This window comes from Streptomyces sp. NPDC015130 (assembly GCF_043080005.1).
In the GTDB taxonomy this organism is placed as follows: domain Bacteria; phylum Actinomycetota; class Actinomycetes; order Streptomycetales; family Streptomycetaceae; genus Streptomyces.
In genome coordinates, this window is sequence record NZ_JBIBVC010000011.1 from 1 (window position 1) to 23,488 (window position 23,488).

The following is a 23,488-nucleotide window of genomic DNA, read 5'->3' on the forward strand; positions in this document are numbered from 1 at the left end:
CCCCGATACATCCAGTATCGGGGCGACCCTCCGCCTTGCGATCGCACGCACCAGACCCCGTCGGGCCCGCCCTGCGGGCGGCCGGCGCTACTTTCGCCACACCCCCTAGGGTGTGGCGCGGACACGACAGCCCAGGGAGGATCGATGGTGCGCACGCGCCTGAAGATGGCGGCGACGCTCACGGTGGTGGTGCTCGCGCTGACCGGTTTCCAGACCGGCCACGGCAGCAGCGGTGGCGGGAGCGGCAAGAGCAAGAGCGGCAAGAGCCGCGGCTCGGACGACGACTCGGGCGGCGGCTGCTCCAGCGACGAGAAGAGCAACGACGACTACGACGGCTCCGGCGGCTCCGGCTCGCAGACGACGGCGCCCACCCCCACGGCGTCCCGCGCGGTGGCCGAGGTCGTGGTCGTCGACTGCGTGAAGCCGGCGCAGAAGAAGCGGAAGGGCAGGCCGGCCCGCAAGGCGGACACCACGGCGACCCTGCGGATCACCTCGAAGAGCGCGTACACGGAGACGTTCGAGGTCACCCTGGAGTTCAAGGGCTCCGCGGGGTCCGCGGTGGACTCGGCCACCGCGCTCGTCACCGTCGACGGCGGCGGGACGAAGACCTTCGAGGTCGGGATGAAGACCCCGAAGGCCGTCGACCGGGTGAAGGACTGCTGGGTGTACGACGTCCGGCAGCGGCCCGACGCGTCCGCGACCCCGTCGGGAACCGCCTCCGAGACCCCGTCCCCTACCGCGTCCTGAACCCCGGCCCCCGTCGGGTGAACAGCGCCGCCTGACGTTCCGGCGGCAGGTTCCCCAGGGTGACCAGGTGCGGCGCGTGGGCGAGTGCCGGGGTCCGGGACGCCTCGGTGACCGACCAGAGGGCCCGGACCGTGCCCTGGACGGCTTCGGTCGGGTGCGCGGCGACGACGGCCGCGGCCCGCTGGGCGGCCTCCAGGGCCCCGCCGGCCGGGGTCAGCTCGGAGACGAGCCCCGTCTCGTACGCGCGCCGGGCCGAGACCCGTTCCGCGCTGCCCATCAGGGCCATCCGGGCGATCTCCCCGTACGGCATGCGCTGCGCCATGTGGATGGTCTCGAAGGCGCTGACCATCCCGTAGGTGGTGTGCGGGTCGAAGAAGGTGGCGTCCTCGCCGGCGACCAGGAACTCGGCCTCGCCGAGCAGGTAGAACGCCCCGCCGCAGGCCATGCCCTCGACGGCGGCGATCACCGGTTTCCACAGGTCGTTCGCCTTGGGGCCGATCGTGAGCAGGGGGTCGTCGATCGTGTACGGGGACGAGGGCTGCGGGACGTTCCCGACGGCGTCCCGGTCGATGCCCGTGCAGAAGGCCCGCCCGCCGGCGCCGGTGACGACGATCGCGCGGACCTCGTCCTCGTACCGGAATCCCTTCCAGACGGCGGCGAGTTCGCGGGCCATGTCCAGGGTGATCGCGTTGTGCTTCTCCGGCCGGTCGAGGGTGACGACCGCGACCCCGGTCTCCTTGTCGCGCTCGACGCGGACGGCCATCTAGCCGCGCTCCAGGAGCCAGCGGGGGACCGTGACGCCCTCGACCTCGGTGAAGGCGACCCGCACCGGGGCGCCGATGCGCAGGCGGCCCGGGTCGACCGAGTTCAGCGGGGCGTCGGGGGCGGTGACGACATTGCCGGCGAGGCGGATGCGGGGGGCCTCGGCGAGTTCGACGAGGACCGCGTTGTACCCGGGCTGGGCGGCGTAGTCGGGCAGCAGCGGGGGGTGGGGCAGGACGTACGACCAGATGCGGCCGCGGCCGGACATGAGCCGCCACTCGCTGTCGAAGGAGTGGCAGTGCGGGCAGCAGGGGCGGGGCGGGAAGCGGAGCTCGCCGCAGTCGGGGGCCGCGCAGGCCTGGACGCGGAGCTCGCCCCGGGCGGTGTACTCCCAGAAGGGGGCGCCGTCCTCGTCGGGGACGGGGTTCAGCATCGGCATGGTGTCTCGGCTCCTCAGGCTCGAAGGAGGATCGCGGAGGTGGGGACGCCCTCGCCGGCCGTGACCAGGCAGGTGGCGGCGTCGGGCACTTGGGCGGTGGAGGTGCCGCGGAGCTGTTTCACGCCCTCGTTGATGAGGTTGAAGCCGTGGACGTACGCCTCGCTCAGTCCGCCGCCGCCGGTGTTGAGGGGGAGCCGGCCGCCGATCTCCAGGGCGCCGCCCTCGGTGAACGCGGCGCCCTCGCCGCGCCCGCAGAAGCCGTAGCCCTCCAGGGAGAGTGGGACGAGCGGGGTGAAGGCGTCGTAGATCTGGGCGACGTCGACGTCCTGGGGGCCGAAGTCGGCCTGTTTCCAGAGGTGTCGGGCGGCGGTCCAGGCGGGGCCGGAGAGCGGGTCGTCGTTCCAGTAGTTGACCATGCCGTGGTGCTGGGCGGGCAGGCCCTGGGCGGCGGAGTGCACGTAGACCGGTTTCTGCCGGCAGTCGCGGGCCCGTTCGGCGGAGACGATGACGCAGGCGAGGGCGCCGTCGGTCTCCAGGCAGTTGTCGAAGAGGCAGAGGGGTTCGCTGATCCAGCGGGAGGTCATGTACATCTCCCGGGTCAGCGGGCGCTCGTACATGATCGCGGCGGGGTTCTGGTTGGCGCGGTTGCGGCAGGCGAGCGCGACGTTGAAGAGGTGGTCGCGGGTGGCGCCGTACTCGTGCATGTAGCGGCGGGCGAGCATGCCGATCTCGTCGGCGGGGCGGAGCAGTCCGAAGGGGCGGGTCCACTGGCCGGGGGTGGGCAGCTGGACGGCGGTGTTCTTCCACGGGCGGGGGCCGCTGCCCCGTTTGCGGGAGCGCCAGGCGACGCCGACGCTCGCCTGGCCGGTGGCGACGGCGGCGGCGAGGTGGCCGACGGTGGCACAGGAGCCTCCGCCGCCGTAGCCGACCTTGGAGAAGAAGGTGACGTCGCCGGCGCCGATGGCCTTGGCGACCTCGACCTCGTCGGTCTCCTCCATCGTGTACGAGGCGAAGCCGTCGACCTCGGAGGGGTCGATCCCGGCGTCGTCGAGGGCGGCGAGGATCGCCCGGCAGGCGAGTGTCTTCTCCGTCTCGGGGAGTTGTTTCGCGAAGGCGGTCTGACCTATGCCGACGATCGCCGTGGCGTCCTTGAGCACCGAACCTCCTCATGGGGCAGCACTGCTGACAGCGCGTCAGGCTACAACTAATCTGACGGATAGTCAGCTACAGGGAGGTTGGGTATGGACATGCGCGGCGACCTGGAGTGGGGCACGATCCCCGGTCTCGTACGGGCGGCGGCCGAGCGGTACGGGGAGGGCGAGGCCGTCGTCGACGGGCGCGTCCGCGTCACGTACGCCGAACTCGGCGAGCGCGTCGAGCGGGCCGCCGCCGCCTGCCTCGCCACCGGGATGCGGGCGGGGGACCGGGTGGCGATCTGGGCCCCCAACACCCTCGACTGGATCGTCTCGGCGCTCGGCGCCGTCACCGCGGGCGCCGTCCTCGTCCCCCTGAACACCCGTTTCAAGGGCACCGAGGCGGCCCAGGTCCTCCAGCGCTCCCGGGCCCGCCTGCTCTTCGTCACCGGCACCTTCCTCGGCACCTCGTACGTGGCCTCCCTGCGTCGCTCGGGCATCGCGCTCCCGCACCTGGAGAAGGTCGTCGTCCTCGGCGACACCGCGCCCGACGACGCGGGCTGGACGACCTGGAAGGCCTTCCTCGCGGAAGGCGACCGGGTCACGGCCGAGCGGGTCCGTGCCCGGGCCGACGCGATCGACCCCTCCGACCCCTCCGACATCATCTACACCTCGGGCACCACGGGCCGGCCGAAGGGGGCCGTCATCGGCCACGCGCAGAGCCTGCGCTGCTACGACGTGTGGTCCGAGCTCGCCGGCCTCCGGGAGGGCGACCGGTACCTCGTCGTCAACCCGTTCTTCCACACCTTCGGCTACAAGGCGGGGATCCTCGCCTGCCTGATGCGCGGCGCGGTGATCGTCCCGCAGTCCGTCTTCACCGTGGACACCGTCCTCGCCAACATCGCCGCCGAGCGCATCACCGTCCTGCCCGGCCCGCCCACCCTCCACCAGTCCCTCCTGGACCACCCCGCCCGCGCGGCCCACGACCTCTCCTCGCTCCGCCTCGTAGTGACGGGCGCGGCGGTGGTCCCGCTCCGGCTCGTCGAACGCCTCCGCACGGAGCTGGGCGTCGGCACGGTCCTCACGGCGTACGGCCTCTCCGAGGCGAGCGGCCTCGTCACCATGTGCCGCCGCGACGACCCGGCCGGCACCGTCGCCACGACCTCGGGCCGGCCCGTGCCCGGTACCGAGGTCAGGCTCTCGCCGACCGGCGAGGTCCTCGTCCGCGGCCACCACGTCATGCGCGGCTACTTCGAGGACGAGGAGGCGACGGCGGCGGCGATCGACGGGGACGGCTGGCTGCGCACGGGGGACGTCGGGGTCCTGGACGAGGCGGGGAACCTGCGGATCACGGACCGGCTGAAGGACATGTTCATCGTGGGCGGCTTCAACGCCTACCCGGCCGAGATCGAGCAGCTCCTGGGCCTGCACCCCGACATCGCGGACGTCGCGGTCGTCGGCATCCCCGACCCGAGGCTCGGCGAGGTCGGCAAGGCCTTCGCGGTGCGCAGGGCGGGGGCGCGGGTGACGGCGGACGACCTGATCGCCTGGTCGCGGCGGGAGATGGCGAACTACAAGGTGCCGCGGGAGGTCGAGTTCGTGACGGAGCTCCCGAGGAACGCGAGCGGGAAGGTGGTGAAGGGGGAGCTGCGGGGCCGGTAGGGATATGTGATGTAGGTCACTCCGGGCGCTGGTATGGTACGCGGTATGGCAACCAAGAAGTACACGGTGACCCTGCCCGAGGAGCTCGCGGAGGAGATCCGCGCCAAGGTGGGGCCGGGCGGTTTCAGCGCATATGTCACGCAGGTCCTGCAGCGCCAGCGGGAGCAGGATCGGCTGGGGGAGCTGGTGGACTGGATGGCCGAGGAGAACGGGCCGCTCACGGAGGAAGAACAGGCCGCCGCCGACGCGGAGTTCCGCGAGATCGAGCGGCGGCACCGGGAGCGGCGGCAACGCGAGCGCGCGGAAGCCGAGGCGGGAGATCATGCTCCTGAGGCGGAGTACCGGAGCGAAGCGGCGTGAGCGAGTTCTGCTACGTGCTGGACAGCGAGGGCCTGTCCAGGGCCGCGATGCGCGACCGCGAGATGCACGCCCGTCTGGCCAGGGCTCATCGGGTGCGCGCCCGCGTGGTGACGAGTTCGATGACGCTGATCGAGGCGTACCACTCCAAGATCCCTCTTGCGGCGTGGAAATGGGCGCTCTCCCGCATCGTGGTGGTCCCCGTCACGGAGGGCATCGCGGAAGACGCCGTCACTCTCCTGCGGAGCACCGGCCTGCACGGGCACAAGTACGCGATCGACGCGGCGCTCGCGGTCATCGCGGGGCGCCAGAGCGGGATCGTGACCGTGTTCACCTCCGACGAGGACGACATGACGAAGCTCTGCCCGCCAGGCGTGGTGGTTCAGCGCATCTGACCCCGCTGACGGACGAGGACCACGATCCCGGCCTCGTCCCGCACGACCCGCCACCCGCGCCCCCCGGCCTGCCGCAGCACTCGCCCGACCGCCCCCGAGGGCCAGGCCTCCGTCCGGTCCGCCACGAGCCACTCCACGGCGGGGCTCCGGCCGAGCACCCCGTCCGCGACCAGGTGCACGGTCGTCCGCTCGGTCAGGTGCGGGGCCAGGCTGTTGCTCGCCGCGACCCGGGCCCCGTCGGGGACGAGTGACAGCGCCTCACGGGCGGCGGCCTCCCGAGGGCTCGTCCGCCAGAAGCCCGGTGTGGCAAGGGAGGCCAGCGGCTGCGTGGGCAGCAGCAGGAGCGCGACGGCCACGGGCACGGCCAGCGGCAGCCGTACGCCCCGGCGCAGCGCGTCGACCAGCGCGGCGAGCGCGATCGGCACGAGGACCGCCGAGTAGTGCAGGCCCGGCTCCCAGTGGGCCGGGTTGGCGGAGGTGAACCGCCAGGCCAGCGTCGGCAGGAGCAGCAGGGCGAGCGGGCTGCGCACGACGAGCCCGCCGGTCACGGCCAGCAGCAGCAGGACGGTCAGCACCTTCACGTCCCAGCCGTCGAGGAGCCCGTACGCCTCGCTGACCTGGCCCGCGTACAGATACCGCCCGTCGGGCGCGAAGGCCGGGATCACCCCGTACAGGATCAGGGCCGTGCCGAGCACGGACCCGGCGGTGAGGGCGAGCCCGGTGCGGCGGTCCCGCCGGGCGAGCAGCAGCCCGAAGACGGCGGCGGTCGCGCCCAGGTCCTCCTTCACCAGGAGCAGGGCGGCGGCCCAGCACGCGGCGGCGCGGGTCCGGCCGTCCAGGTAGGCGCGGCAGGCGAGGGCGAGCAGGGGCACGGCGAAGGCGACCTCGTGGAAGTCGAAGCCGATGAGCTGCTGCACCCCCCAGCCGAGCCCGCAGGCCGTCCCGATCGCGAGCGCGGCGAACTTATGGGCGGGAAGGTGTTGTTGGGCGGTGCGGGCGAGGACGTACACGGCGAGGGCGACGAGCGCGGCCTGCGCGACGAGGAGCGTGCCGACGTGCGGGACGAGCCGGTAGAGCGGCGCGAGGACGGCCAGGACCGGGTGGAAGTGGTCGCCGAGGAGCGGGTACGCGTCGGCGGCGAATCCCGGCGGGGCGGTCGCGGCCCGGATCTCGGAGGCGGGCGCCCGCCCCTCCGCGTAGGAGCGCACGGCCTGCCCGAAGATCCCGAGGTCGTATCCGGTGGTCCGGAAGCGGGCGTGCTCGCGCAGCGCGAGCACCGTGTACAGCACGAAGAAGACGGCGCCGAGGAGCGCGGGAACGGCACGGGAGCCGGCGGGCGGCAGCCGGACGGGCAGAGGCGCGGGGGGAGTCGCCGACTTCATGATCAAGGCCATGAGGGGGAGCCTCGGCAACCGCCCCTGAAGCGGTGCTGAAGAAGCCTGAGGATTTGTTCAGCCCCGGCTCCGAAGGCCCGGCGATACTCGACCCCATGCGCGTACTGGTGATCGAGGACGAGGAGAGGATCGCCGCCTCTCTGCGGCGCGGCCTCTCGGCCGTCGGGTACACGGTCGACGTCGCCCACGACGGCGTCACCGGCCTCCACCTGGCCAGGGAGCACCGCTACGCGGCGGTCCTCCTCGACATCATGCTGCCCGGTCTCAACGGCTACCAGGTCTGCTCCCGGCTGCGCGCCGAGTCCAACGACGTGCCGGTGATGATGCTGACGGCCAAGAACGGCGAGTACGACGAGGCCGAGGGCCTCGACACGGGCGCCGACGACTACCTGGCCAAGCCCTTCTCGTACGTCGTCCTGGAGGCCCGCCTCCGCGCCCTCCTCCGCCGCGGCGGCGCCCGCACGCGCACGCTCCTGGAGTGCGACGACCTGTGGCTGGACCAGGCGCGCCGGACGTGCGGCCGGGGAACGGCCGACATCTCCCTCACCCCGAAGGAGTTCGGGGTGCTCCAGTGCCTGCTCCTGCGCCCGGACGAGGTCGTCCCGACGCTCGACATCCTCGACGAGGTGTGGTCGGCGGACTTCACGGGCGACCCGAACATCGTGCACGTCTACATCAGCGCCGTACGGCGGAAGATCGACGCGCCGTTCGGACGGGAGACCATCGAGACGGTGCGGGGCGCGGGATACCGGGTGACGGGAGGCGGCGACCGTGGCTGAACCGCGTCACCGGTACCGGCCGGTGTGGGCGTCGGGACTCGCGGCGACGCTCGCCGTCGCGGCGGCCGTGATCTGGCTGGAGGCGGAGGACCGGGCGGTGGGGCCGCTCCCGTGGGTGATCCCCGAGCTGATCGCCACCGACCGGGTGGGCCCGCAGATCGCGTTCCTGGCCTGGCCCGGCTGCCTGCTCGGCGCGGTGGGCGTCGGCGCCGTCGGCTGGCTCGCGGGCCGGGGGCACGTACGGGCGGCACGCCTCCGGGCGGCCTTCGCCGCCCTCCTCGCCTCGGGGGCCCTCCTCGCCACCTACGCCCAGTGGCTCGTCAGGGAGAACCCGATCAAGCCGTGGCTGGTCGCGGAGGAGGCCTTCCGCTGGGGGCTGATGTTCATCGGCCCCTCGACGGGTCTGCTCACGGCGGCGGCCGTGGCTGCGGCCCTCGGCGGCGGCGCGGGCCGGCTGCCGTACCGGGGCCGTACGGTCCTGGTGGCGGCGGCCACGACCGGCGGGCTGTTCGCGGTGACCATCGAGGTCCTGCGGCGGGCGCAGCCGGAGCACCAGGAGCCGTGGAGCAACACGTACTGGGTCGCGCTGATCACCGGGGTGCCGCTCGTCGCCCTCCTCACCGGCGTCCTCGTCCACATCACCGCCGCGCGGGCGCTGCGCCCCGTCGAGGCGATCCGCCGCGAACTCGCCGACATCACCGGCCAGTCCCTGGACCGCAGGGTCCCGGTCCCGCCCACCGACGACGTGATCGCGCGCCTTGCGGAGACGACCAACGACACCCTCGACCGCCTGGAGCAGTCCTCGTCCCGCCAGCACCAGTTCGTCGCGGACGCGGCGCACGAACTCCGCAGTCCGCTCGCGGCACTCCGGGCCCAGCTGGAGACGGCCCTGCGCCACCCGGACTCGGTGACGGAGTGGCCGGAGGTGGTGGCGGGGGCGGCGGCCGACGTCGTACGCCTCCAGGCACTCACCGACGACCTGCTGCTCCTCGCGAGCCACCGGGCGACCGCGCCGGCGGGGGAGCCGGTGGACCTGGCGGCGCTGGCGGAGGACCTGGTCCGCGAGCACGAGCACCTCCCGGACGCGACGGGCCTCCTCCTCACGTGCGGGACCCCGGCGGCGCCGACGCTCGTCCACGGCAACCCGACCCGGCTGGAACGCCTGCTCCGCAACCTCCTGGCGAACGCCTGCCGCCACGCGGAGACGCGGGTCGAGGTCACGGTGGAGGGCGACGGGTCCTGGACGGTGCTCACGGTGACGGACGACGGCCCGGGCATCCCGCCCGCCGACCGGTCCCGCGTCTTCGACCGCTTCACCCGCCTCGACGCCTCCCGCACCCGCACCTCGGGCGGCGCGGGCCTGGGCCTCCCCATCGCCCGGGACATCGCCACCCACCACGGCGGCACCCTGACGATCGAGGACTCACCACAGGGGGCACGGCTGGTGGCCCGCTTCCCGGCGAGGTGCCCGGAGGCCTGACCGGGCCCGGCGAGGTCGTCGCCGGGCACGTCGGAGGGGCCGGGCACGTCGGAGGGGCCGGGCAGATGCCCGGCCCCTCCTCGTGCGGTGGTCCGATCGCGTTGCGCACGGGCCCTCCCGGACGGTTCCCCCTGAACCCGCCGGGTGTCCCCCGAGCCCGTGTGCTCCCCCGTCGACCGGACCTCCCCGGGCCCCGGCGGCTCCCCCGTGCCTGCCGCCGCGGCCTTTCCCCGTCGGGAATGGTCTACTTGGCCGGCTTGAACGGCTCGGACGTGGCGTGCATGTCCTTGGTGGTGACGGCCTCGTCGTGCGCACCGGTGATCTTGTCCGTGATCGCGCCGACCGCGGGCTCGGACGTGGCGTGCATGTCCTTGGTGGTGATGGTCTCGTCGTGGCCGCCCGTGATCTTGTCCGTGATCGCGTCGAGCGCCGGCTCCGAGGTGGCGTGCATGTCCTTGGTGGTGATGATCGGGTCCTGCTTGATCGGGTCGGTCATGCTCGTCAACTCCTGCGTGTGATGTCCGAGATGTAAGGAGATTCGTCCAGCCGTTCCCCCGTGGACCGCTGGACGAATCTCCGGGGCCGATCACCCTAGTGCTCAGGGGCTGTGGCCCTCACCGGCGACCCGTCTGCCCCCCGACGCGGCGGATCGTCATGGGAAGAGCATGCCGGGCGGCGATAAACGAACGATGAACGCACTGGCAGGGACGCCTATGCGGCCGTTGCGGGGGCCAGCAGCACCCGGACCTCGTCGGCCTCCGGGGCCCCGAGTTCCTCGAAGATGCCGAGCGCCTCCTGCCAGCAGACCAGCGCACGCCCGCTCTGGCCGATGCCGGTGAGGGCCCTGCCCAGGACGGTGAGGACGTTCCCCCGCCGCCACTCCCCGCCGATGCCCCGCAGCACCGTGAGGGCCATCTCCGCGTTCGACGCCGCCTGGGCGTGCCGGCGTGCCGCGAGGTCCACCTCGGACAGCCGGAAGAGCGTCATGCCCTCCCACAGCCGCTGCCTGCTGTCGGCGAAGACCGCCATCGCCTCGCGGAGCTGCTCGCCCGCCGCGCCGAGCTGGTTGTCCTGGGTGAGGGCGAGACCGAGGGCGTACCGGCCGTTGGCGCCCCGGAGCGCGTGCCCCATCGAGTCGTAGATCTCCGTGCCCTGCCGGGCGAGAGCTATGGCGCTCGACGTGCGGCCCGTGGCCAGGTGGATGCGCGACAGGTTGCAGAGGGCGCTCGCCTCCCCCGGCTCGTCCCCGATGCCGCGGAAGCGTTCGATCGCCTCGGTGAAGTACCGCTCGCCCTCCGCGAACCGGTTCTGGTAGAGCGCGATGATGCCCCGGGCGTTGGCGGACCAGCAGGCCGGAACCGGGTCTTCGGCCCGATCCGCGTGCGGCAGGGCGAGTTCGGCGTCCCGGTCCGCTTCCGCGAAGCGGCCCGCCGTGTGGTGGACCCCCGCGAGGACCATGAGCGCGCGCCCCTCGGCCTTGGCGTCGGCATGGGCACGGGCGGCGTCACGCAGGACGGCTCCCGTCGCCTCGAACTCCCTGGAGTTCGCTCCCGACTCGCCGAGGTCCAGGGACGCCCACAGCAGGTCCACCGCTCGGCGGAGGGTCGTCGGGGAGGCGGCGGACTGGCGGACCGTGGCCAGGAGGCAGTTGGCCTCGGCGTAGAGCCAGTCCTGGGCCTCGTGGCGGTCCGTGAAGGTCAGGCCCTCGTACGCCGTCGGTTCCAGGTGGTCCACCAGGCGGTCGCCCGGGCGCTCGATCGCGTACACCCGCGCCGCCGTCGACAGGTAGAAGTCCAGCAGGCGCGAGAGCGCCGCCTCCTTCTCCGTCGGGGGCTGTTCGTCGCGGTCCGCGCACGCACGCGCGTAGAGGCGGACCAGGTCGTGGTAGCGGTAGCGGCCCGGGGCCGCCGACTCCAGGAGCGACGTGTCGACGAGCGCCTCCAGGAGGTCCTCCGTGTCCCAGAGGGGGAGGTCGAGGACCGCGGCCGCCGCCGCGAGGGAGATGTCCGGGCCGTCCGCGAGGCCCAGGAGGCGGAAGGCGCGGGCCTGCGCCGGTTCGAGCTGCCCGTAGCCGAGTTCGAAGGTCGCCTTGACCGCGAGGTCGCCCGCCTGGAGCTCGTCCAGTCGCCGCCGCTCGTCCGCCAGCTTCGCCGCCAGGACCGAGACCGTCCAGGTGCGGCGGGCCGCCAGGCGGGAGGCCGCGATGCGGATCGCCAGGGGGAGGAAACCGCAGGCCGCGACCACGTCGAGGGCCGCTTCCCGCTCGGACTGGACGCGTTCCGCGCCGACGATCCTCGTGAAGAGCTGGAGCGCCTCCTCCGGGGACATCACGTCCAGGTCCACCAGGTGCGCGCCCGCCAGGTCGACCATCCGGATCCGGCTCGTCACCAGGGCCGCGCAGCCCGCCGTGCCGGGCAGGAGCGGCCGGATCTGCGCCGCGTCGCGGGCGTTGTCCAGGAGCACCAGGACCCGGCGGCCGTCCAGCGTCGAGCGGTAGAGCGCGGCGCGGTCGTCGAGGGAGTCGGGGATGGCCGAGTCCGGTGTGCCGAGCGCGCGGAGGAAGGAGCCGAGGACGGTCTCCGTGGCCGCGGCGCGGTTGCCGGCGCCCTGGAGGTCCACGTACAGCTGGCCGTCCGGGAAGTGCCGCCGGGCCTCGTGGGCCACGTGCACCGCGAGGGTCGTCTTGCCGACGCCGCCGATGCCCGCCAGCGCCGAGACCGCCATGACGTGGCCCTCGGCGGTCGCGAGCCGGTCTCCCAGCTCGCGCACGAAGGAGGCGCGGCCGGTGAAGTCCGGGACAGTGGCCGGGAGCTGCGCCGGGCGGGCGAGTGGCGCGGCGGCCGGGGCCGCCTCCTCGACCGGGCGGGCGAGTTCGGTGTCGCCCTGGAGGATGCGCTGCTGGAGCCGGGAGAGTTCGGGCGTCGGGTCGACCCCGAGCTCGTCGGCGAGGAGCCGGCGCGTGTCCGCGTACACGGCGAGCGCCTCCGCCTGCCGTCCGCCCCGGTAGAGGGCGAGCATCAGCAGCTCGCGGAGCCGCTCGCGCAGCGGGTGCGCGGCGGTGAGCGCGGTCAGCTCGGAGACGGCCTCCGCGTGCGCGCCGACCTCCAGGTCGATGTCCAGGCGGGTCTCCAGGAGCGTGAGCCGCCATTCCTCCAGGCGGGCCCGCTGCGTCTCGGCGTACGGGCCGGGTACGGAGGCGAGCACCTCGCCGTCCCACAGCGCGAGGGCCTCGGCGAGCCGCTCCCGCGCGCCCGCCCGGTCGCCGGACGCCCGCAGCTTCTCGGCCTCGGCGGCCAGCTCCTGCGCGGTGAGCAGGTCCAGGGCCCTGGTGCGCAGGGCGTAGCCGCCGGACTCGCTGACGAGGACCTTCGGGTCGAGGGCCTTGCGGAGCCGGGAGGCGTAGGTCCGTACGGCCGCGAGGGCCTGCGAGGGCGGTTCCTCGCCCCAGAGCGCGTCGATCAGCTCGGAGGCGGTGGCGGTGCGTCCGCCGCGCAGGAGCAGGGCGGCGAGCAGGGCGCGCTGCTGGGGCGAGCCGGTGGGGAGGGCCTCGGCGCCGCGCCAGGCGCGAACGGGACCGAGCACGCCGAAGCGCAGCTCACCGCCGGTGCCGGGGCCGGCATCGGTGCCGCCGGACGTATCCACGCCCGTACCCGTACCCGTACCCGTACTCGTACTCGTTCGTTCTTCGGAATCCGTGCCCGCGCCCGCGTCGGCACCCGCGCTCGCCTTGCGAGTCCGCTGCACCGGAACGCGCGGCCCGTCTTCACGGTCCATAGCTCCCCCTGCCCGTACCGCTGGTTTCGCCCAGGACAGTCTGCCTTGTCCGGAGGGAGTCCGTCAGCATCGGGTCGGCCGTGGGCGGGGGCTGGAGCGGGCCTGGAACCGGGTCGTTGCCGGACCGTTGTGCGCCACGATAGCTGACGGGTCGTCAGATCGGCGCTACCGTAAAAGCCATGGAGAGCATGGAGAGCACGGAGACAGCGACCGCGACCGACGCCGAGGCCGGGACCTTCCCGAGGATCATCTCGGTCGACGACCACACCGTGGAGCCCCCGCACGTCTGGCGGGACCGGCTCCCGTCCCGCTTCCACGACACCGGCCCCCGGATCGTCCGGGCCCCCCTCAAGGAGATGACCTTCCTCGGCGGCAAGTTCGCCCCGGTCATGGGCGCCAAGGGCGACGACGGGCCCATCGGCGACTGGTGGGTCTACGAGGACCTGCACCGGCCCCTGACCCGCCTCGACACCGCCGTCGGCTACGACCGGGACGAGATAAAGCTGGAGGTCATCACCTACGAGCAGATGCGGCCCGGCTCCCACTCCGTCCCCGACCGCCTCGCCGACATGGACGTCAACCACGTCCAGTCCGCGCTCTGCTTCCCCACCTTCCCGCGCTTCTGCGGGCAGACCTTCACGGAGGCGGGCGACCGCGAGCTCGGCCTGCTCTGCGTCCGCGCCTACAACGACTGGATGGTCGAGGAGTGGTGCGGCCCCGAGGCCCACGGCCGGCTCGTCCCGCTCACTCTCATCCCGCTCTGGGACCCCGAGCTCGCCGCCGCCGAGGTCCGCCGCAACGCCGCGCGCGGGGTCCGGGCCGTCGCCTTCTCGGAGATCCCGCCCCACCTCGGGCTCCCCTCCGTCCACACGGACCACTGGGACCCCTTCTTCCGCGCCTGCGACGAGACCGGCACGGTCATCGCCATGCACATCGGCTCCTCCAGTCGGATGCCGTCCACCTCCGCCGACGCCCCGCCGGCGGTCGGCTCCACCATCACCTTCGCGAACTGCTGCTTCTCGATGGTCGACTGGCTGATGAGCGGCAAGTTCGAGCGCTTCCCGAACCTGAAGATCATGTACGCGGAGGGGCAGATCGGCTGGATCCCGTACATCCTGGAGCGCGCCGACGTCGTCTGGGAGGAGAACCGCGGCTGGGGCGGGGTCGCCGAGAAGGTGCTGCGCCCGCCGTCCGAGCTCTTCGCCGGCCATGTCTTCGGCTGCTTCTTCGACGACGCCTTCGGGCTGCGGAACCTCGACGCGATCGGCGTCGGGAACGTCCTGTACGAGACGGACTACCCGCACTCCGACTCGACCTGGCCCAAGTCGCGGGAGGTGGGCGAGTCCCAGATGGGCCACCTGGCCCCGGACGTCGTCGAGCGGATCGTCCGCGGCAACGCGATCGACCTGCTGGGGCTGTCGCCAGAGGGCCTCTGGCGGCCGTAGCGGAGTGCCGGTCCGCTCAGACCTTGACCACGCGGACACCCGGACCGCACAGCGCGGCCAGGTCCTCCGGGTCCGAGGTCAGGACCGTCACCGGTGCCGGAGCGGACAGTGCGGTCGCGGCCACGAGTGCGTCGAGGGCGTACTTGTGGCCGTGCAGCCCGGCGTCCGCCAGGAGCTTGCAGGCCTTGCGGGCGATGCTCTCGCTCGGTGGGATCACGTTCACGCGGGATACGGCGTAGTCGAAGCGCGCCTGCGGGACTCGGGCGTCGCGGGCCTCGACAAGGGTGACGGAGCTGGTCACGACCCGGATGTCCTCGGCCTCGGCCGCCACGAGCCATTCGAGGAGGTCCGCGGAACGTCGTACGAGCAGTGACAGGCCTTCGCAGTCCAGGACGAGCGTCCCGCTCACGCGGCGTCCGCCCGGGGTGCGGCCTCGCCACGGAGCAGCGCGCGCTTCGCCTCGACGGCGGCGGCATCGGCCGGGCCGAACTCCGCCTCGGCGTCCTCGATCAGCTCGCGCAGCCGCTCCCGCTCCAGTTGGCGCTGGATGAGCGCCTCGATGTACGCGGACATGCCACGCTTGCCGGTGCGCTCCTTGAGCGCGGCGATCGTCCCCGCGTGCAGGGAGACGGACACGGGGCGGGTCGGGCCCTCGCCGGGACCCGGCTGCGTGGTCTCACTCATGCGACGACTTTAACAGTCGGATTGTTATGACGCCGCGGGTTCCTTCGAGGGGGCAGGTCGCCCGGTCGGCTCCGTACGGGAAGGTGTACGCCCGTCGGCATCGCCCACTCGCTCCGCCCGACCCCTTGCCCCCCGGCCCTCCGCCCGCGACGATGAGTCCCTTCGGGATCTGACTGAGCGTCAGTTAAGGGGTTCTCATGGTCGTCTACGGCATGCAGCTGCCCGTCCAGTCGCAGTCCACCCTCTACGCCGAGCCCTGGGAGGCGGCCGCCGGTCCGGGTGATCTGCTCGCCGTCGCCCGCGCCGCCGAGGTGCACGGCTTCGACTACCTCGCGAGCTGCGACCACGTCGCCATCCCGCGCCGCCTGGCCGGGGCGATGAGCACCGTCTGGTACGACCCGGTCGCCACGCTCTCCTTCCTCGCCGCCGCCACCGAGCGCGTCCGGCTCCTCTCCCACGTCGCCGTCGTCGGCCTGCGCCATCCGCTCGTCACCGCCAAGGCGTACGCGACCCTGGACCACCTCTCCGGCGGCCGGCTGGTCCTCGGGGTCGGCGCCGGGCACGTCCAGGAGGAGTTCGAGGTGCTCGGCGTGGACTTCGCGCGCCGGGGCGCCGTCCTCGACGAGACCGTCGACGCGCTGCGGGCGGCGCTCGGCCCGGAGGAGTACCCCGAGCACCTGGGGGAGCGGTTCGCCTTCAAGGACCTCGGGCAGCTGCCCCGGCCCGCCCAGGAGCGGGTCCCCGTCTGGGTGGGCGGCTCGTCCCCGGCCGCCGTGCGCCGGGCCGCGCTCAAGGGCGACGGCTGGCTCCCGCAGGGCGACCCGCGCGAGAAGCTCGCCGTCCAGATCCAGCGGCTCCTGCGGCTGCGCGCCGACGCCGGGATCGCCGAGCCGATCACGGTCGGCGCCATCACCGAGGCGCTGTACGTCGGCACCCCCGGCTGGGACGTCGGCCGCCGCACCCTGAGCGGCGCCCCGGAGGCCCTCGCCGCCTCCCTGCGCGCATACGGGGACATGGGTGTGCACCAGATCCAGGTCCGGTTCCGCTCCCGGAGCCGTACCGAACTCACCGACCAGATCGCGGCCTTCGGCACGGAGGTCGCCCCCCACCTGAACTGAGGAGCGTGGCAGGCATGGGCAAGCTCGACGGGAGGGTCGTCCTCGTCACCGGCGCGGCACGCGGCCAGGGCGAGCAGGAGGCGCGGCTCTTCGCCGCCGAGGGCGCGCGCGTCGTCCTCGCGGACGTGCTCGACGACGCCGGCGAGGCGCTGGCCAAGGAGCTGGCGGAGGGCCTGGGGGAGGAGCGGGCCGTCTACGTCCGGCTCGACGTCACGAAGGAGGAGGACTGGACGGCGGCGGTCGCCGTCGCCAGGGAACGCTTCGGGAAGATCGACGGGCTCGTCAACAACGCCGGGATCCTCCGCTTCAACGAGCTGCTCGCCACGCCTCTGGAGGAGTTCCAGGCGATCGTCTCGGTCAACCAGACGGGCTGCTTCCTCGGCATCCGGACGGTCGCGCCCGAGATCGCGGCGGCCGGCGGCGGGACGATCGTCAACACCGCCTCGTACACGGGACTCACCGGCATGGCCGGTGTCGGTGCCTACGCGGCCAGCAAGCACGCGGTCCTCGGGCTCACCAAGGTCGCGGCGCTCGAACTGGCCGCGCGGAACATCCGGGTGAACGCGGTCTGCCCCGGCGCGATCGACACCCCGATGAGCAACCCGGAGGGCGTCGACCCGGCGGCCACGGCCGGGCTGTACCGGAAGCTCGTGCCGCTGGGGCGGATCGGGCGGCCGGAGGAGGTCGCGGCCCTCGCGCTCTTCCTGACGGGGGAGGACTCGGCGTACATCACGGGCCAGCCGTTCGTGATCGACGGCGGCTGGCTGGCGGGCGTGAGCATCCTCTGAGCCATCTCTGACGACTCGTCAGGTATTGACGCACCTGCCGCTCGGTGCGACAGTCGGGCACATCACGAATCTGACGACTCGTCAGAAACTCACGAGGACGGTGAACCCCCTTGGAATTCGGGATCTTCGTACAGGGATACGTCGGCAAGCGCGCCGAGACCGATCCCGAAGCCGAGCACAAGGCCCTCATGGAGGAGACCGAGTACGTCATCCAGGCGGACAAGTCCGGCTTCAAGTACGCCTGGGCCTCCGAGCACCACTTCCTGGACGAGTACTCGCACATCTCCGCCAACGACGTCTACCTGGGCTACCTCGCCCACGCCACCGAGCGCATCCACCTCGGCTCCGGCATCTTCAACCCCCTCGCCCCCGTCAACCACCCGGTGAAGGTGGCCGAGAAGGTCGCCATGCTCGACCACCTCTCCGGCGGACGCTTCGAGTTCGGCTCCGGACGCGGCGCGGGCTCCCACGAGATCCTCGGGTTCATGCCGGGCATCACCGACATGAACCACACGAAGGAGATCTGGGAGGAGACGATCGCCGAGTTCCCCAAGATGTGGCTCCAGGACGAGTACGTCGGCTTCCAGGGCAAGCACTGGTCGCTGCCGCCCCGCAAGGTCCTGCCCAAGCCGTACGGGGCCTCCCACCCCGCCATGTGGTACGCGGCCGGGTCCCCCTCCTCGTACGCCATGGCCGCCAAGAAGGGCCTCGGCGTCCTCGGCTTCAGCGTGCAGAAGGTCTCCGACATGGAGTGGGTCGTCGAGTCCTACAAGACCGCGATCAAGGAGGCCAAGGCGGTCGGCGACTTCGTCAACGACAACGTCATGGTCACCTCGACCGCGATCTGCGCGGAGACCCACGACAAGGCCGTCGAGATCGCCGTCTCCGGCGGCCTCAACTACCTCCAGTCGCTGCTCTTCCGCTACCACGACACCTTCCCCCGGCCCGAGGGCATCCCCGAGTGGCCCGAGCTGCTCCCCGAGTACTCGGCCGAGATCATCGAACTCCTCATCCAGGAGGAGCTGATGATCTGCGGCGACCCCTCCGAGGTCCTCGCCCAGTGCAAGCGCTGGGAGCAGTCGGGAGCGGACCAGCTCTCCTTCGGCATCCCGATCGGGATCTCGTACGAGGACACGATGAACTCGATCAAGCTCATCGGCGAGCACGTGATCCCCAAGATCGACACGGACCCCGTCCACCGCACCACCCGCTTCCGGCAGGCCGCGGGCCAGTAGGCGGGCCGCCGGGCGGGCCGGCCGACAGGCCCGCGGCGCGCCCCGCCCCCCGAACCTCACCCTGAAGCGCGGGGCGGTGTCTTCCCGGACCGCCGTCCCGTCCCGGCCCCGGCCGGAGGCCCCCCGCGGCGGCCCCCGGTCCGGGGCACACCCGCGTCCACGCGCAGAGAGGGACCGTCATGCTCGACCACCTGATCACCGGCGCCACCGTCGTGGACGGCACCGGCGCCCCCGCCTTCACCGCCGACGTCGGCATACGCGACGGCCGCATCGCCGTCGTCGCCGAACCCGGCACCGTACGCGAGGAGGCCCGGACCACCGAGGACGCCACCGGCCTCGTCCTCGCCCCCGGCTTCGTCGACCCCCACACCCACTACGACGCCCAGCTCTTCTGGGACCCGTACGCCACCCCCTCCATGAACCACGGCGTCACCACCGTCGCCGGCGGCAACTGCGGCTTCACCCTCGCCCCGCTCCACCCGGACCGGCCCGAGGACGCCGACTACACGCGCCGCATGATGTCCAAGGTCGAGGGCATGGCCCTCGCCGCGCTCGAAGAGGGCGTCGACTGGAGCTGGTCCTCCTTCGCCGAGTACCTCGACGCACTCGAAGGCCGCATCGCCGTCAACGCCGGCTTCATGGTCGGCCACTGCGCCCTGCGCCGGTACGTGATGGGCACCGACGCCGTCGGCGGACAGCCCACCCCCGAACAGCTGGAGCGGATGGTCGCCCTCCTCAAGGAGGCCATGGACGCCGGCGCCTGGGGCCTCTCCACCACCCAGTCCGCCACCCACTCCGACGGCGACGGCGCCCCCGTCGCCTCCCGCCACGCAGGCCCCGCCGAGCTGATCGCCCTCTCCCGGGCCGTCGGCGAACACGAGGGCACCCAGCTGGAGGCGATCCTCGCGGGCTGCCTCGATCAGTTCTCCGACGCCGAGATCGACCTCTTCGTCGAGATGACGGCCGCCGCGGGCCGCCCGCTCAACTGGAACGTCCTCACCATCGACGCCGCCGTCCCCGAACGCGTCCCGCGCCAGCTCACCGCCTCCGAACGCGCCCGCAAGTCCGGCGGCCGGATCGTCGCCCTCACCATGCCGATCCTCACCCCCATGAACATGTCCCTCGGCACCTTCTGCGCCCTCAACCTCATCCCCGGCTGGGGCGAGATCCTCGCCCTCCCCGTCCCCGAACGGATCGCGAAGCTCCGCGACCCCGACGTACGGGCCGAGATGCTGCGGCGCGCCGACTCCAAGGAGGCCGGGGTCTTCCGTCGGCTCGCGCACTTCGGCCGGTACGTCATCGGCGACACCTACAGCGCCGAGAACGAGGGCCTGACCGGCCGGGTCGTGAAGGACATCGCCGCCGAACGCGGCCAGGACCCCTTCCAGTGCCTCGTCGAGATCTGCGCCAACGACGATCTGCGGACCGTGCTGTGGCCGATGCCCACCGACAACGACCCGGCCTCGTGGGCCCTGCGCCGCGAGACCTGGGACCACGAGGACGTGCTGCTCGGCGGCTCGGACGCCGGCGCGCACCTGGACCGGATGTGCGGGGCGCCGTACACGACCCGCTTCCTCGGCGACTGCCTGCGCGGCCGGAAGCTGGTGCCCCTGGAGCGGGCCGTGAAGATGCTGACCGACGACCCGGCCCGGCTCTTCGGGCTGCGCGAACGCGGCCGGATCGAGGAGGGCTTCCACGCCGACCTGGTCCTCTTCGACCCGGAGCGGATCGAGGCGGGCCCGGCCACCCTCGTCCACGACCTGCCCGGCGACAGCCCGCGCCTCGACTCGCGCGCGATCGGGATCGTCTCGGTCCGGGTCAACGGCGTGGAGACGGTACGGGACGACGAGGTGACCGGCGCGATCCCCGGCCGGGTGCTGCGCTCCGGCCGCGACACGAGGACGGTGAGCACGAGGTGAGGAACGGGAGCGGGAGGACCGAGGGCGGCAGGACCGGGAACGGGAGGACCGAGGGCGTGAGGACCGAGAAGCTCTTCATCGGCGGCGAGTGGGTCGAGCCCGACGGCGGCCACTACGAGGTCGTCGACCCCGCCACGGAGGAGGTCGTCGGCCTCGCGCCCGAGGCGAGCAGGCAGCAGGTGTACGAGGCCGCCGCCGCGGCCCGCGAGGCCTTCGACTCCTGGTCGCGGACGAAGCCGGAGGAGCGGGCGGCGATCCTCGACCGGGCGGCGGACCTCATGGCCCGGGACGCCGAGGAGAACGTCCTCCTCGCGCGCGCCGAGACCGGCGCCACCACCGGCACCGCCCGCGGCATGCAGGTCGCGGTCGGCTCCGCCCGCTTCCGGCGGTACGCCCGCGGCGCCATGGAGCCGGTCGAGCAGGCGCTGCCCCCGCAGATCAACGAGGCCGGGCCGATGGGGAAGGCCGGGGTGTTCGGGGCCGTCGCGGTGCGGCGCCCGGTCGGTGTGGTCACCTGCATCACCTCGTACAACAACCCCTGGGCCAACCCGGCGGGGAAGATCGCGCCGGCGCTCGCGATGGGCAACACGGTCCTCGTGAAGCCCGCCCCGCAGGACCCGCTCTCGGTGTACGCGATGACCCGGGCCCTGGCCGAGGCCGGGGTCCCGCCGGGGGTCGTCAACGTCGTCACGGGCTCCGCGCGGGAGGTCGGCGAGGCGGCCGTGGACTCCCCGGAGGTCGACATGGTCTCCTTCACCGGCTCGACCGCCGTCGGTCAGGCGATCGGCGAGGTCTGCGGGCGCTCCCTCAAGCGGCAGCTGATGGAGCTGGGCGGGAAGGGGGCCGCGCTCGTCTTCGACGACGCGGACCTGGACTCCGCGGTCATGGGCATCGGCACGACCTTCGCCTTCTACAGCGGCCAGATCTGTACGGCCCCGACCCGGGTCCTCGCGCAGCGCGGGATCCACGAGCAGCTGATCGAGAAGCTGACCGGCTTCCTGGCCTTCATGAAGGTGGGGGACCCGGCGGCGCCGGGCACGGTGGTCGGCCCGGTGATCTCGGCCGCCCACCGCGACCGGGTGGAGTCGTACGTCGAGCTGGGGCGGAAGGAAGGGGCGCGGGTCGTCGCGGGCGGGGAGCGTCCGGACCTCGCGAAGGGCTTCTACGTGGCCCCGACCCTGCTGGCCGACTGCACCAACGAGATGCGGGTGGTCCGGGAGGAGATCTTCGGTCCGGTCGTCGTGGTCGTCCCCTTCGACGAGGAGGAGGAGGGCATCGCGCTCGCCAACGACAGCGACTACGGCCTCATCGACTACGTGTGGTCGGGCGACGTGGCCCGCGCCTTCCGGGTCGCGGCCCGGCTGCGGGCCGGCGGGGTGGGCGTGAACACGATCGGACGGAACATGGAGGCGCCGTTCGGCGGATTCAAGAAGAGCGGGGTCGGACGGGACGTCGGTTCGTACGCGCTGCACGCGTACAGCGAGCTCCAGGCGGTGGTCTGGCCGGGCTGAGCCCCAGTCCGTCGAAACTGCCCCGGGAAAATTTGGAAACGGACATTTGGGGCGCTGCTGCGGTTCCCGCATATCGGACACGGATCGACCGACCTACCAGTTGGTCGGTCCGTCCGGGTCGTCGATCTTTCAATCATTGGCGTGCATCGGCTTCGACCCGTCCAATGCAAGGCGTTGATCGATCAAGTGAGCGGACTTAGATCTTCCGGATATGGAAACCGCAGCATTTAACGTCCTGTTCATGACTCAGGTGGATGCACGGCCCCAGGCCGGAGACACGGTAAGGGGCGTCGACGCCCCGGGCGGCACGCAGGCCGTACGCACCAAGGGCCTCGGCGGCAACTCCGTCGGCCTCCTCGGCAGTGCCGTCATCGGCATCTCGACCGTCGCCCCCGTCTACTGCCTGACCTCGACCCTCGGCTCCACCGCCGGCGAGGTCGGCCTGCAGATGCCCGCGATCTTCCTCGCCGGCTTCCTCCCGATGCTCCTCGTCGCCTTCGCGTACCGGGAGCTCAACAAGGTCATGCCCGACTGCGGCACCTCCTTCACCTGGACCGTGAAGGCCTTCGGCCCCAAGATCGGCTGGATGTGCGGCTGGGGCCTCGTCATCGCGACGATCATCGTGCTCTCCAACCTCGCCGGCGTCGCGACCTCGTACTTCTGGCTCCTCGCGGGCGAGATCACCGGCAGCGAGTCCATCGCCGCCCTGGACGACAACAAGGCCGTCCACATCCTCACCTGCCTCACGCTCATCGCCGTCGCCACCGCGATCAGCTACCGCGGCATGACCGCCACCAAGGGCATCCAGTACACCCTCGTCGGACTCCAGCTCGTCGTCCTCGTCGTCTTCGTGGCGATGGCGCTGTCGAAGGCCGGCGACTTCGAGACCTCGGTCTCCTTCTCCTGGTCCTGGATGAACCCCTTCGCGGTCCAGTCCTTCGCCGCCTTCACCGCCGGCCTCTCGCTCTCGATCTTCATGTACTGGGGCTGGGACGCCTGCATGGCGACCAACGAGGAGACCACCGGCAGCGCGAAGACCCCCGGCCGCGCCGCGCTCATCGCGATGGTCGTCCTGGTCGGCTCCTACCTGGCCACCGGCATCGCCGCCCAGATGGTCGTCGGCTCCGGCGAGGAGGGCCTCGGCCTCGCCAACCCGGAGACCTCCGACAACGTCTTCGCCGCCCTCGCGGGCCCCGTCATGGGCCCGACGCTCGGCATCCTGCTCTTCGTCGCGGTCCTCGCCTCGGCGGCCGCGAGCCTCCAGACGACCTTCATCCCGGTCGCCCGCACGGTGCTCGCCATGTCCACGTACGAGGCGCTGCCGAAGTCCTTCACCAAGGTCCACCCGGTGTTCAAGACCCCCGGCAAGGCCACGATCGTGGCCGGCGTCGCCACCGGCGTCTTCTACACCGTGATGACCCTGGTCAGCGAGAACGTCCTGGTCGACACGATCTACGCGCTCGGCCTGATGATCTGCTTCTACTACGCCCTGACGGCCTTCGCCTGCGTCTGGTACTTCCGCGGCGAGCTCTTCCGCTCCGGCCGGGACTTCGCCTACAAGGGCCTCATGCCGCTGCTCGGCGGCCTGATGCTGACCGCGGTCTTCGGCAAGACCCTGTACGACATGTGGGACCCGGCCTACGGCTCCGGCTCCGCCGTCCTCGGCGTCGGCTCGGTCTTCGTGATCGGCGTGGGGCTGCTGCTCCTCGGCGTGGTGATCATGCTGGTCATGCAGCGCCGGAGCCCGGCCTTCTTTCGCGGCGAGATCCTGACGAAGGAGACCCCGTCCCTGGTGATGGCCGACTGACGGCCCCACGGCCACCGGCCGTGCGCACCTGAGTCACCGAGAACGCGAAGGCGGCGGGC

General features: G+C 72.4%; 21 protein-coding genes. 13 read left to right on the plus strand and 8 right to left on the minus strand.

Translation table 11 applies throughout. The features are described from left to right. Window positions 1-144 precede the first annotated feature (144 nt). Window positions 145-747: a hypothetical protein gene (locus ACF08F_RS22925; RefSeq protein ID WP_392300395.1), complete on the plus strand. Its 603-nt coding sequence runs from the start codon at window positions 145-147 to the stop codon at window positions 745-747. Here the strand turns inward: ACF08F_RS22925 and ACF08F_RS22930 are convergent. From ACF08F_RS22930 to ACF08F_RS22940, 3 genes are read right to left on the minus strand one after another with little or no spacing between them, the layout of a single operon-like run. Further along, the gene (locus ACF08F_RS22930; RefSeq protein ID WP_392300396.1) at window positions 734-1,510 is read right to left on the minus strand and encodes an enoyl-CoA hydratase/isomerase family protein; all 777 of its coding nucleotides are present in this window, start codon (window positions 1,508-1,510) and stop codon (window positions 734-736) included. The two genes, ACF08F_RS22925 and ACF08F_RS22930, sit on opposite strands and share 14 nt — an antisense overlap. After that, window positions 1,511-1,942, minus strand: a complete 432-nt coding sequence (locus tag ACF08F_RS22935; protein WP_392300614.1) for a Zn-ribbon domain-containing OB-fold protein — start codon at window positions 1,940-1,942, stop codon at window positions 1,511-1,513. A gap of 20 nt (window positions 1,943-1,962) precedes the next feature. After that, window positions 1,963-3,105 carry a lipid-transfer protein gene (locus ACF08F_RS22940; protein WP_392300397.1) on the minus strand — a complete coding sequence of 381 codons (1,143 nt, stop codon included), beginning with the start codon at window positions 3,103-3,105 and terminating at the stop codon, window positions 1,963-1,965. A gap of 90 nt (window positions 3,106-3,195) precedes the next feature. Here ACF08F_RS22940 and ACF08F_RS22945 point away from each other — a divergent pair, with 90 nt between their 5' ends. From ACF08F_RS22945 to ACF08F_RS22955, 3 genes are read left to right on the plus strand one after another with little or no spacing between them, the layout of a single operon-like run. Further along, complete coding sequence (locus ACF08F_RS22945; RefSeq protein WP_392300615.1) at window positions 3,196-4,743, plus strand: FadD3 family acyl-CoA ligase; 1,548 nt, start codon at window positions 3,196-3,198, stop codon at window positions 4,741-4,743. Window positions 4,744-4,788: 45 nt separating this feature from the next. After that, window positions 4,789-5,103 (plus strand): hypothetical protein, encoded by a 315-nt coding sequence (locus ACF08F_RS22950; RefSeq protein ID WP_392300398.1) that lies wholly within the window; start codon window positions 4,789-4,791, stop codon window positions 5,101-5,103. Beyond that, window positions 5,100-5,495, plus strand: a complete 396-nt coding sequence (locus ACF08F_RS22955; protein WP_392300399.1) for a PIN domain-containing protein — start codon at window positions 5,100-5,102, stop codon at window positions 5,493-5,495. Before ACF08F_RS22950 ends, ACF08F_RS22955 begins: the two co-directional genes overlap by 4 nt. On the opposite strand, the gene ACF08F_RS22960 is transcribed toward ACF08F_RS22955, so the two are convergent. Continuing rightward, window positions 5,483-6,889 (minus strand): DUF2079 domain-containing protein, encoded by a 1,407-nt coding sequence (locus ACF08F_RS22960; RefSeq protein ID WP_392300400.1) that lies wholly within the window; start codon window positions 6,887-6,889, stop codon window positions 5,483-5,485. The two genes, ACF08F_RS22955 and ACF08F_RS22960, sit on opposite strands and share 13 nt — an antisense overlap. A 95-nt stretch (window positions 6,890-6,984) precedes the next feature. Between ACF08F_RS22960 and ACF08F_RS22965 the strand changes: the two genes are divergently transcribed. Next, a complete protein-coding gene (locus tag ACF08F_RS22965) occupies window positions 6,985-7,668 on the plus strand; it encodes a response regulator transcription factor (protein WP_392300401.1) in 684 nt (227 codons plus the stop codon). Then, window positions 7,661-9,148: a sensor histidine kinase gene (locus tag ACF08F_RS22970; protein WP_392300402.1), complete on the plus strand. Its 1,488-nt coding sequence runs from the start codon at window positions 7,661-7,663 to the stop codon at window positions 9,146-9,148. The genes ACF08F_RS22965 and ACF08F_RS22970 overlap by 8 nt, the downstream gene beginning before the upstream one ends. Window positions 9,149-9,392: 244 nt before the next feature. Here ACF08F_RS22970 and ACF08F_RS22975 read toward each other — a convergent pair whose 3' ends face one another. Then, window positions 9,393-9,644 carry a hypothetical protein gene (locus ACF08F_RS22975; RefSeq protein WP_392300403.1) on the minus strand — a complete coding sequence of 84 codons (252 nt, stop codon included), beginning with the start codon at window positions 9,642-9,644 and terminating at the stop codon, window positions 9,393-9,395. A 215-nt stretch (window positions 9,645-9,859) separates the two neighbouring features. After that, window positions 9,860-12,922, minus strand: coding sequence for a BTAD domain-containing putative transcriptional regulator (locus ACF08F_RS22980; protein ID WP_392300404.1), 3,063 nt, complete (start codon window positions 12,920-12,922; stop codon window positions 9,860-9,862). 188 nt (window positions 12,923-13,110) lie between these two features. Between ACF08F_RS22980 and ACF08F_RS22985 the strand changes: the two genes are divergently transcribed. Then, complete coding sequence (locus ACF08F_RS22985; RefSeq protein WP_392300616.1) at window positions 13,111-14,367, plus strand: amidohydrolase family protein; 1,257 nt, start codon at window positions 13,111-13,113, stop codon at window positions 14,365-14,367. Between the two features lie 16 nt (window positions 14,368-14,383). Here the strand turns inward: ACF08F_RS22985 and ACF08F_RS22990 are convergent, their stop codons facing one another. Both ACF08F_RS22990 and ACF08F_RS22995 read right to left on the minus strand, forming a co-directional pair. Then, window positions 14,384-14,776 (minus strand): type II toxin-antitoxin system VapC family toxin, encoded by a 393-nt coding sequence (locus tag ACF08F_RS22990; RefSeq protein WP_392300405.1) that lies wholly within the window; start codon window positions 14,774-14,776, stop codon window positions 14,384-14,386. Beyond that, the gene (locus tag ACF08F_RS22995) at window positions 14,773-15,051 is read right to left on the minus strand and encodes a hypothetical protein (protein WP_189507894.1); all 279 of its coding nucleotides are present in this window, start codon (window positions 15,049-15,051) and stop codon (window positions 14,773-14,775) included. Before ACF08F_RS22995 ends, ACF08F_RS22990 begins: the two co-directional genes overlap by 4 nt. Window positions 15,052-15,248: 197 nt before the next feature. On the opposite strand from ACF08F_RS22995, the gene ACF08F_RS23000 reads away from it, so the two are divergent. From ACF08F_RS23000 to ACF08F_RS23025, 6 genes are all read left to right on the plus strand, one after another. After that, complete coding sequence (locus tag ACF08F_RS23000; protein WP_392300406.1) at window positions 15,249-16,169, plus strand: TIGR03619 family F420-dependent LLM class oxidoreductase; 921 nt, start codon at window positions 15,249-15,251, stop codon at window positions 16,167-16,169. Between the two features lie 14 nt (window positions 16,170-16,183). Further along, window positions 16,184-16,957 carry an SDR family NAD(P)-dependent oxidoreductase gene (locus ACF08F_RS23005; RefSeq protein ID WP_392300407.1) on the plus strand — a complete coding sequence of 258 codons (774 nt, stop codon included), beginning with the start codon at window positions 16,184-16,186 and terminating at the stop codon, window positions 16,955-16,957. Between the two features lie 110 nt (window positions 16,958-17,067). Continuing rightward, window positions 17,068-18,192, plus strand: a complete 1,125-nt coding sequence (locus ACF08F_RS23010) for an LLM class flavin-dependent oxidoreductase (protein ID WP_392300408.1) — start codon at window positions 17,068-17,070, stop codon at window positions 18,190-18,192. 179 nt (window positions 18,193-18,371) lie between these two features. Further along, the gene (locus ACF08F_RS23015; protein WP_392300409.1) at window positions 18,372-20,111 is read left to right on the plus strand and encodes an amidohydrolase family protein; all 1,740 of its coding nucleotides are present in this window, start codon (window positions 18,372-18,374) and stop codon (window positions 20,109-20,111) included. Window positions 20,112-20,167: 56 nt separating this feature from the next. Further along, window positions 20,168-21,622 (plus strand): aldehyde dehydrogenase family protein, encoded by a 1,455-nt coding sequence (locus tag ACF08F_RS23020; RefSeq protein WP_392300410.1) that lies wholly within the window; start codon window positions 20,168-20,170, stop codon window positions 21,620-21,622. A 241-nt stretch (window positions 21,623-21,863) separates the two neighbouring features. Further along, the gene (locus ACF08F_RS23025; protein ID WP_392300411.1) at window positions 21,864-23,429 is read left to right on the plus strand and encodes an APC family permease; all 1,566 of its coding nucleotides are present in this window, start codon (window positions 21,864-21,866) and stop codon (window positions 23,427-23,429) included. Window positions 23,430-23,488: the final 59 nt, after the last annotated feature.

What these genes read in the sequence shown, in the direction of transcription:
- ACF08F_RS23015 (WP_392300409.1), top strand. Translation starts at nt 18,372, where the DNA reads ATGCTCGACCACCTGATCACCGGCGCCACCGTCGTGGACGGCACCGGC.
- ACF08F_RS22935 (WP_392300614.1), bottom strand. Translation starts at nt 1,942, where the DNA reads ATGCTGAACCCCGTCCCCGACGAGGACGGCGCCCCCTTCTGGGAGTAC.
- ACF08F_RS22925 (WP_392300395.1), top strand. Translation starts at nt 145, where the DNA reads ATGGTGCGCACGCGCCTGAAGATGGCGGCGACGCTCACGGTGGTGGTG.
- ACF08F_RS22950 (WP_392300398.1), top strand. Translation starts at nt 4,789, where the DNA reads ATGGCAACCAAGAAGTACACGGTGACCCTGCCCGAGGAGCTCGCGGAG.
- ACF08F_RS22995 (WP_189507894.1), bottom strand. Translation starts at nt 15,051, where the DNA reads ATGAGTGAGACCACGCAGCCGGGTCCCGGCGAGGGCCCGACCCGCCCC.
- ACF08F_RS22965 (WP_392300401.1), top strand. Translation starts at nt 6,985, where the DNA reads ATGCGCGTACTGGTGATCGAGGACGAGGAGAGGATCGCCGCCTCTCTG.
- ACF08F_RS22960 (WP_392300400.1), bottom strand. Translation starts at nt 6,889, where the DNA reads ATGGCCTTGATCATGAAGTCGGCGACTCCCCCCGCGCCTCTGCCCGTC.
- ACF08F_RS22975 (WP_392300403.1), bottom strand. Translation starts at nt 9,644, where the DNA reads ATGACCGACCCGATCAAGCAGGACCCGATCATCACCACCAAGGACATG.
- ACF08F_RS23000 (WP_392300406.1), top strand. Translation starts at nt 15,249, where the DNA reads ATGGTCGTCTACGGCATGCAGCTGCCCGTCCAGTCGCAGTCCACCCTC.
- ACF08F_RS22930 (WP_392300396.1), bottom strand. Translation starts at nt 1,510, where the DNA reads ATGGCCGTCCGCGTCGAGCGCGACAAGGAGACCGGGGTCGCGGTCGTC.
- ACF08F_RS22980 (WP_392300404.1), bottom strand. Translation starts at nt 12,922, where the DNA reads ATGGACCGTGAAGACGGGCCGCGCGTTCCGGTGCAGCGGACTCGCAAG.
- ACF08F_RS22985 (WP_392300616.1), top strand. Translation starts at nt 13,111, where the DNA reads ATGGAGAGCACGGAGACAGCGACCGCGACCGACGCCGAGGCCGGGACC.
- ACF08F_RS23005 (WP_392300407.1), top strand. Translation starts at nt 16,184, where the DNA reads ATGGGCAAGCTCGACGGGAGGGTCGTCCTCGTCACCGGCGCGGCACGC.
- ACF08F_RS23025 (WP_392300411.1), top strand. Translation starts at nt 21,864, where the DNA reads ATGACTCAGGTGGATGCACGGCCCCAGGCCGGAGACACGGTAAGGGGC.
- ACF08F_RS22945 (WP_392300615.1), top strand. Translation starts at nt 3,196, where the DNA reads ATGCGCGGCGACCTGGAGTGGGGCACGATCCCCGGTCTCGTACGGGCG.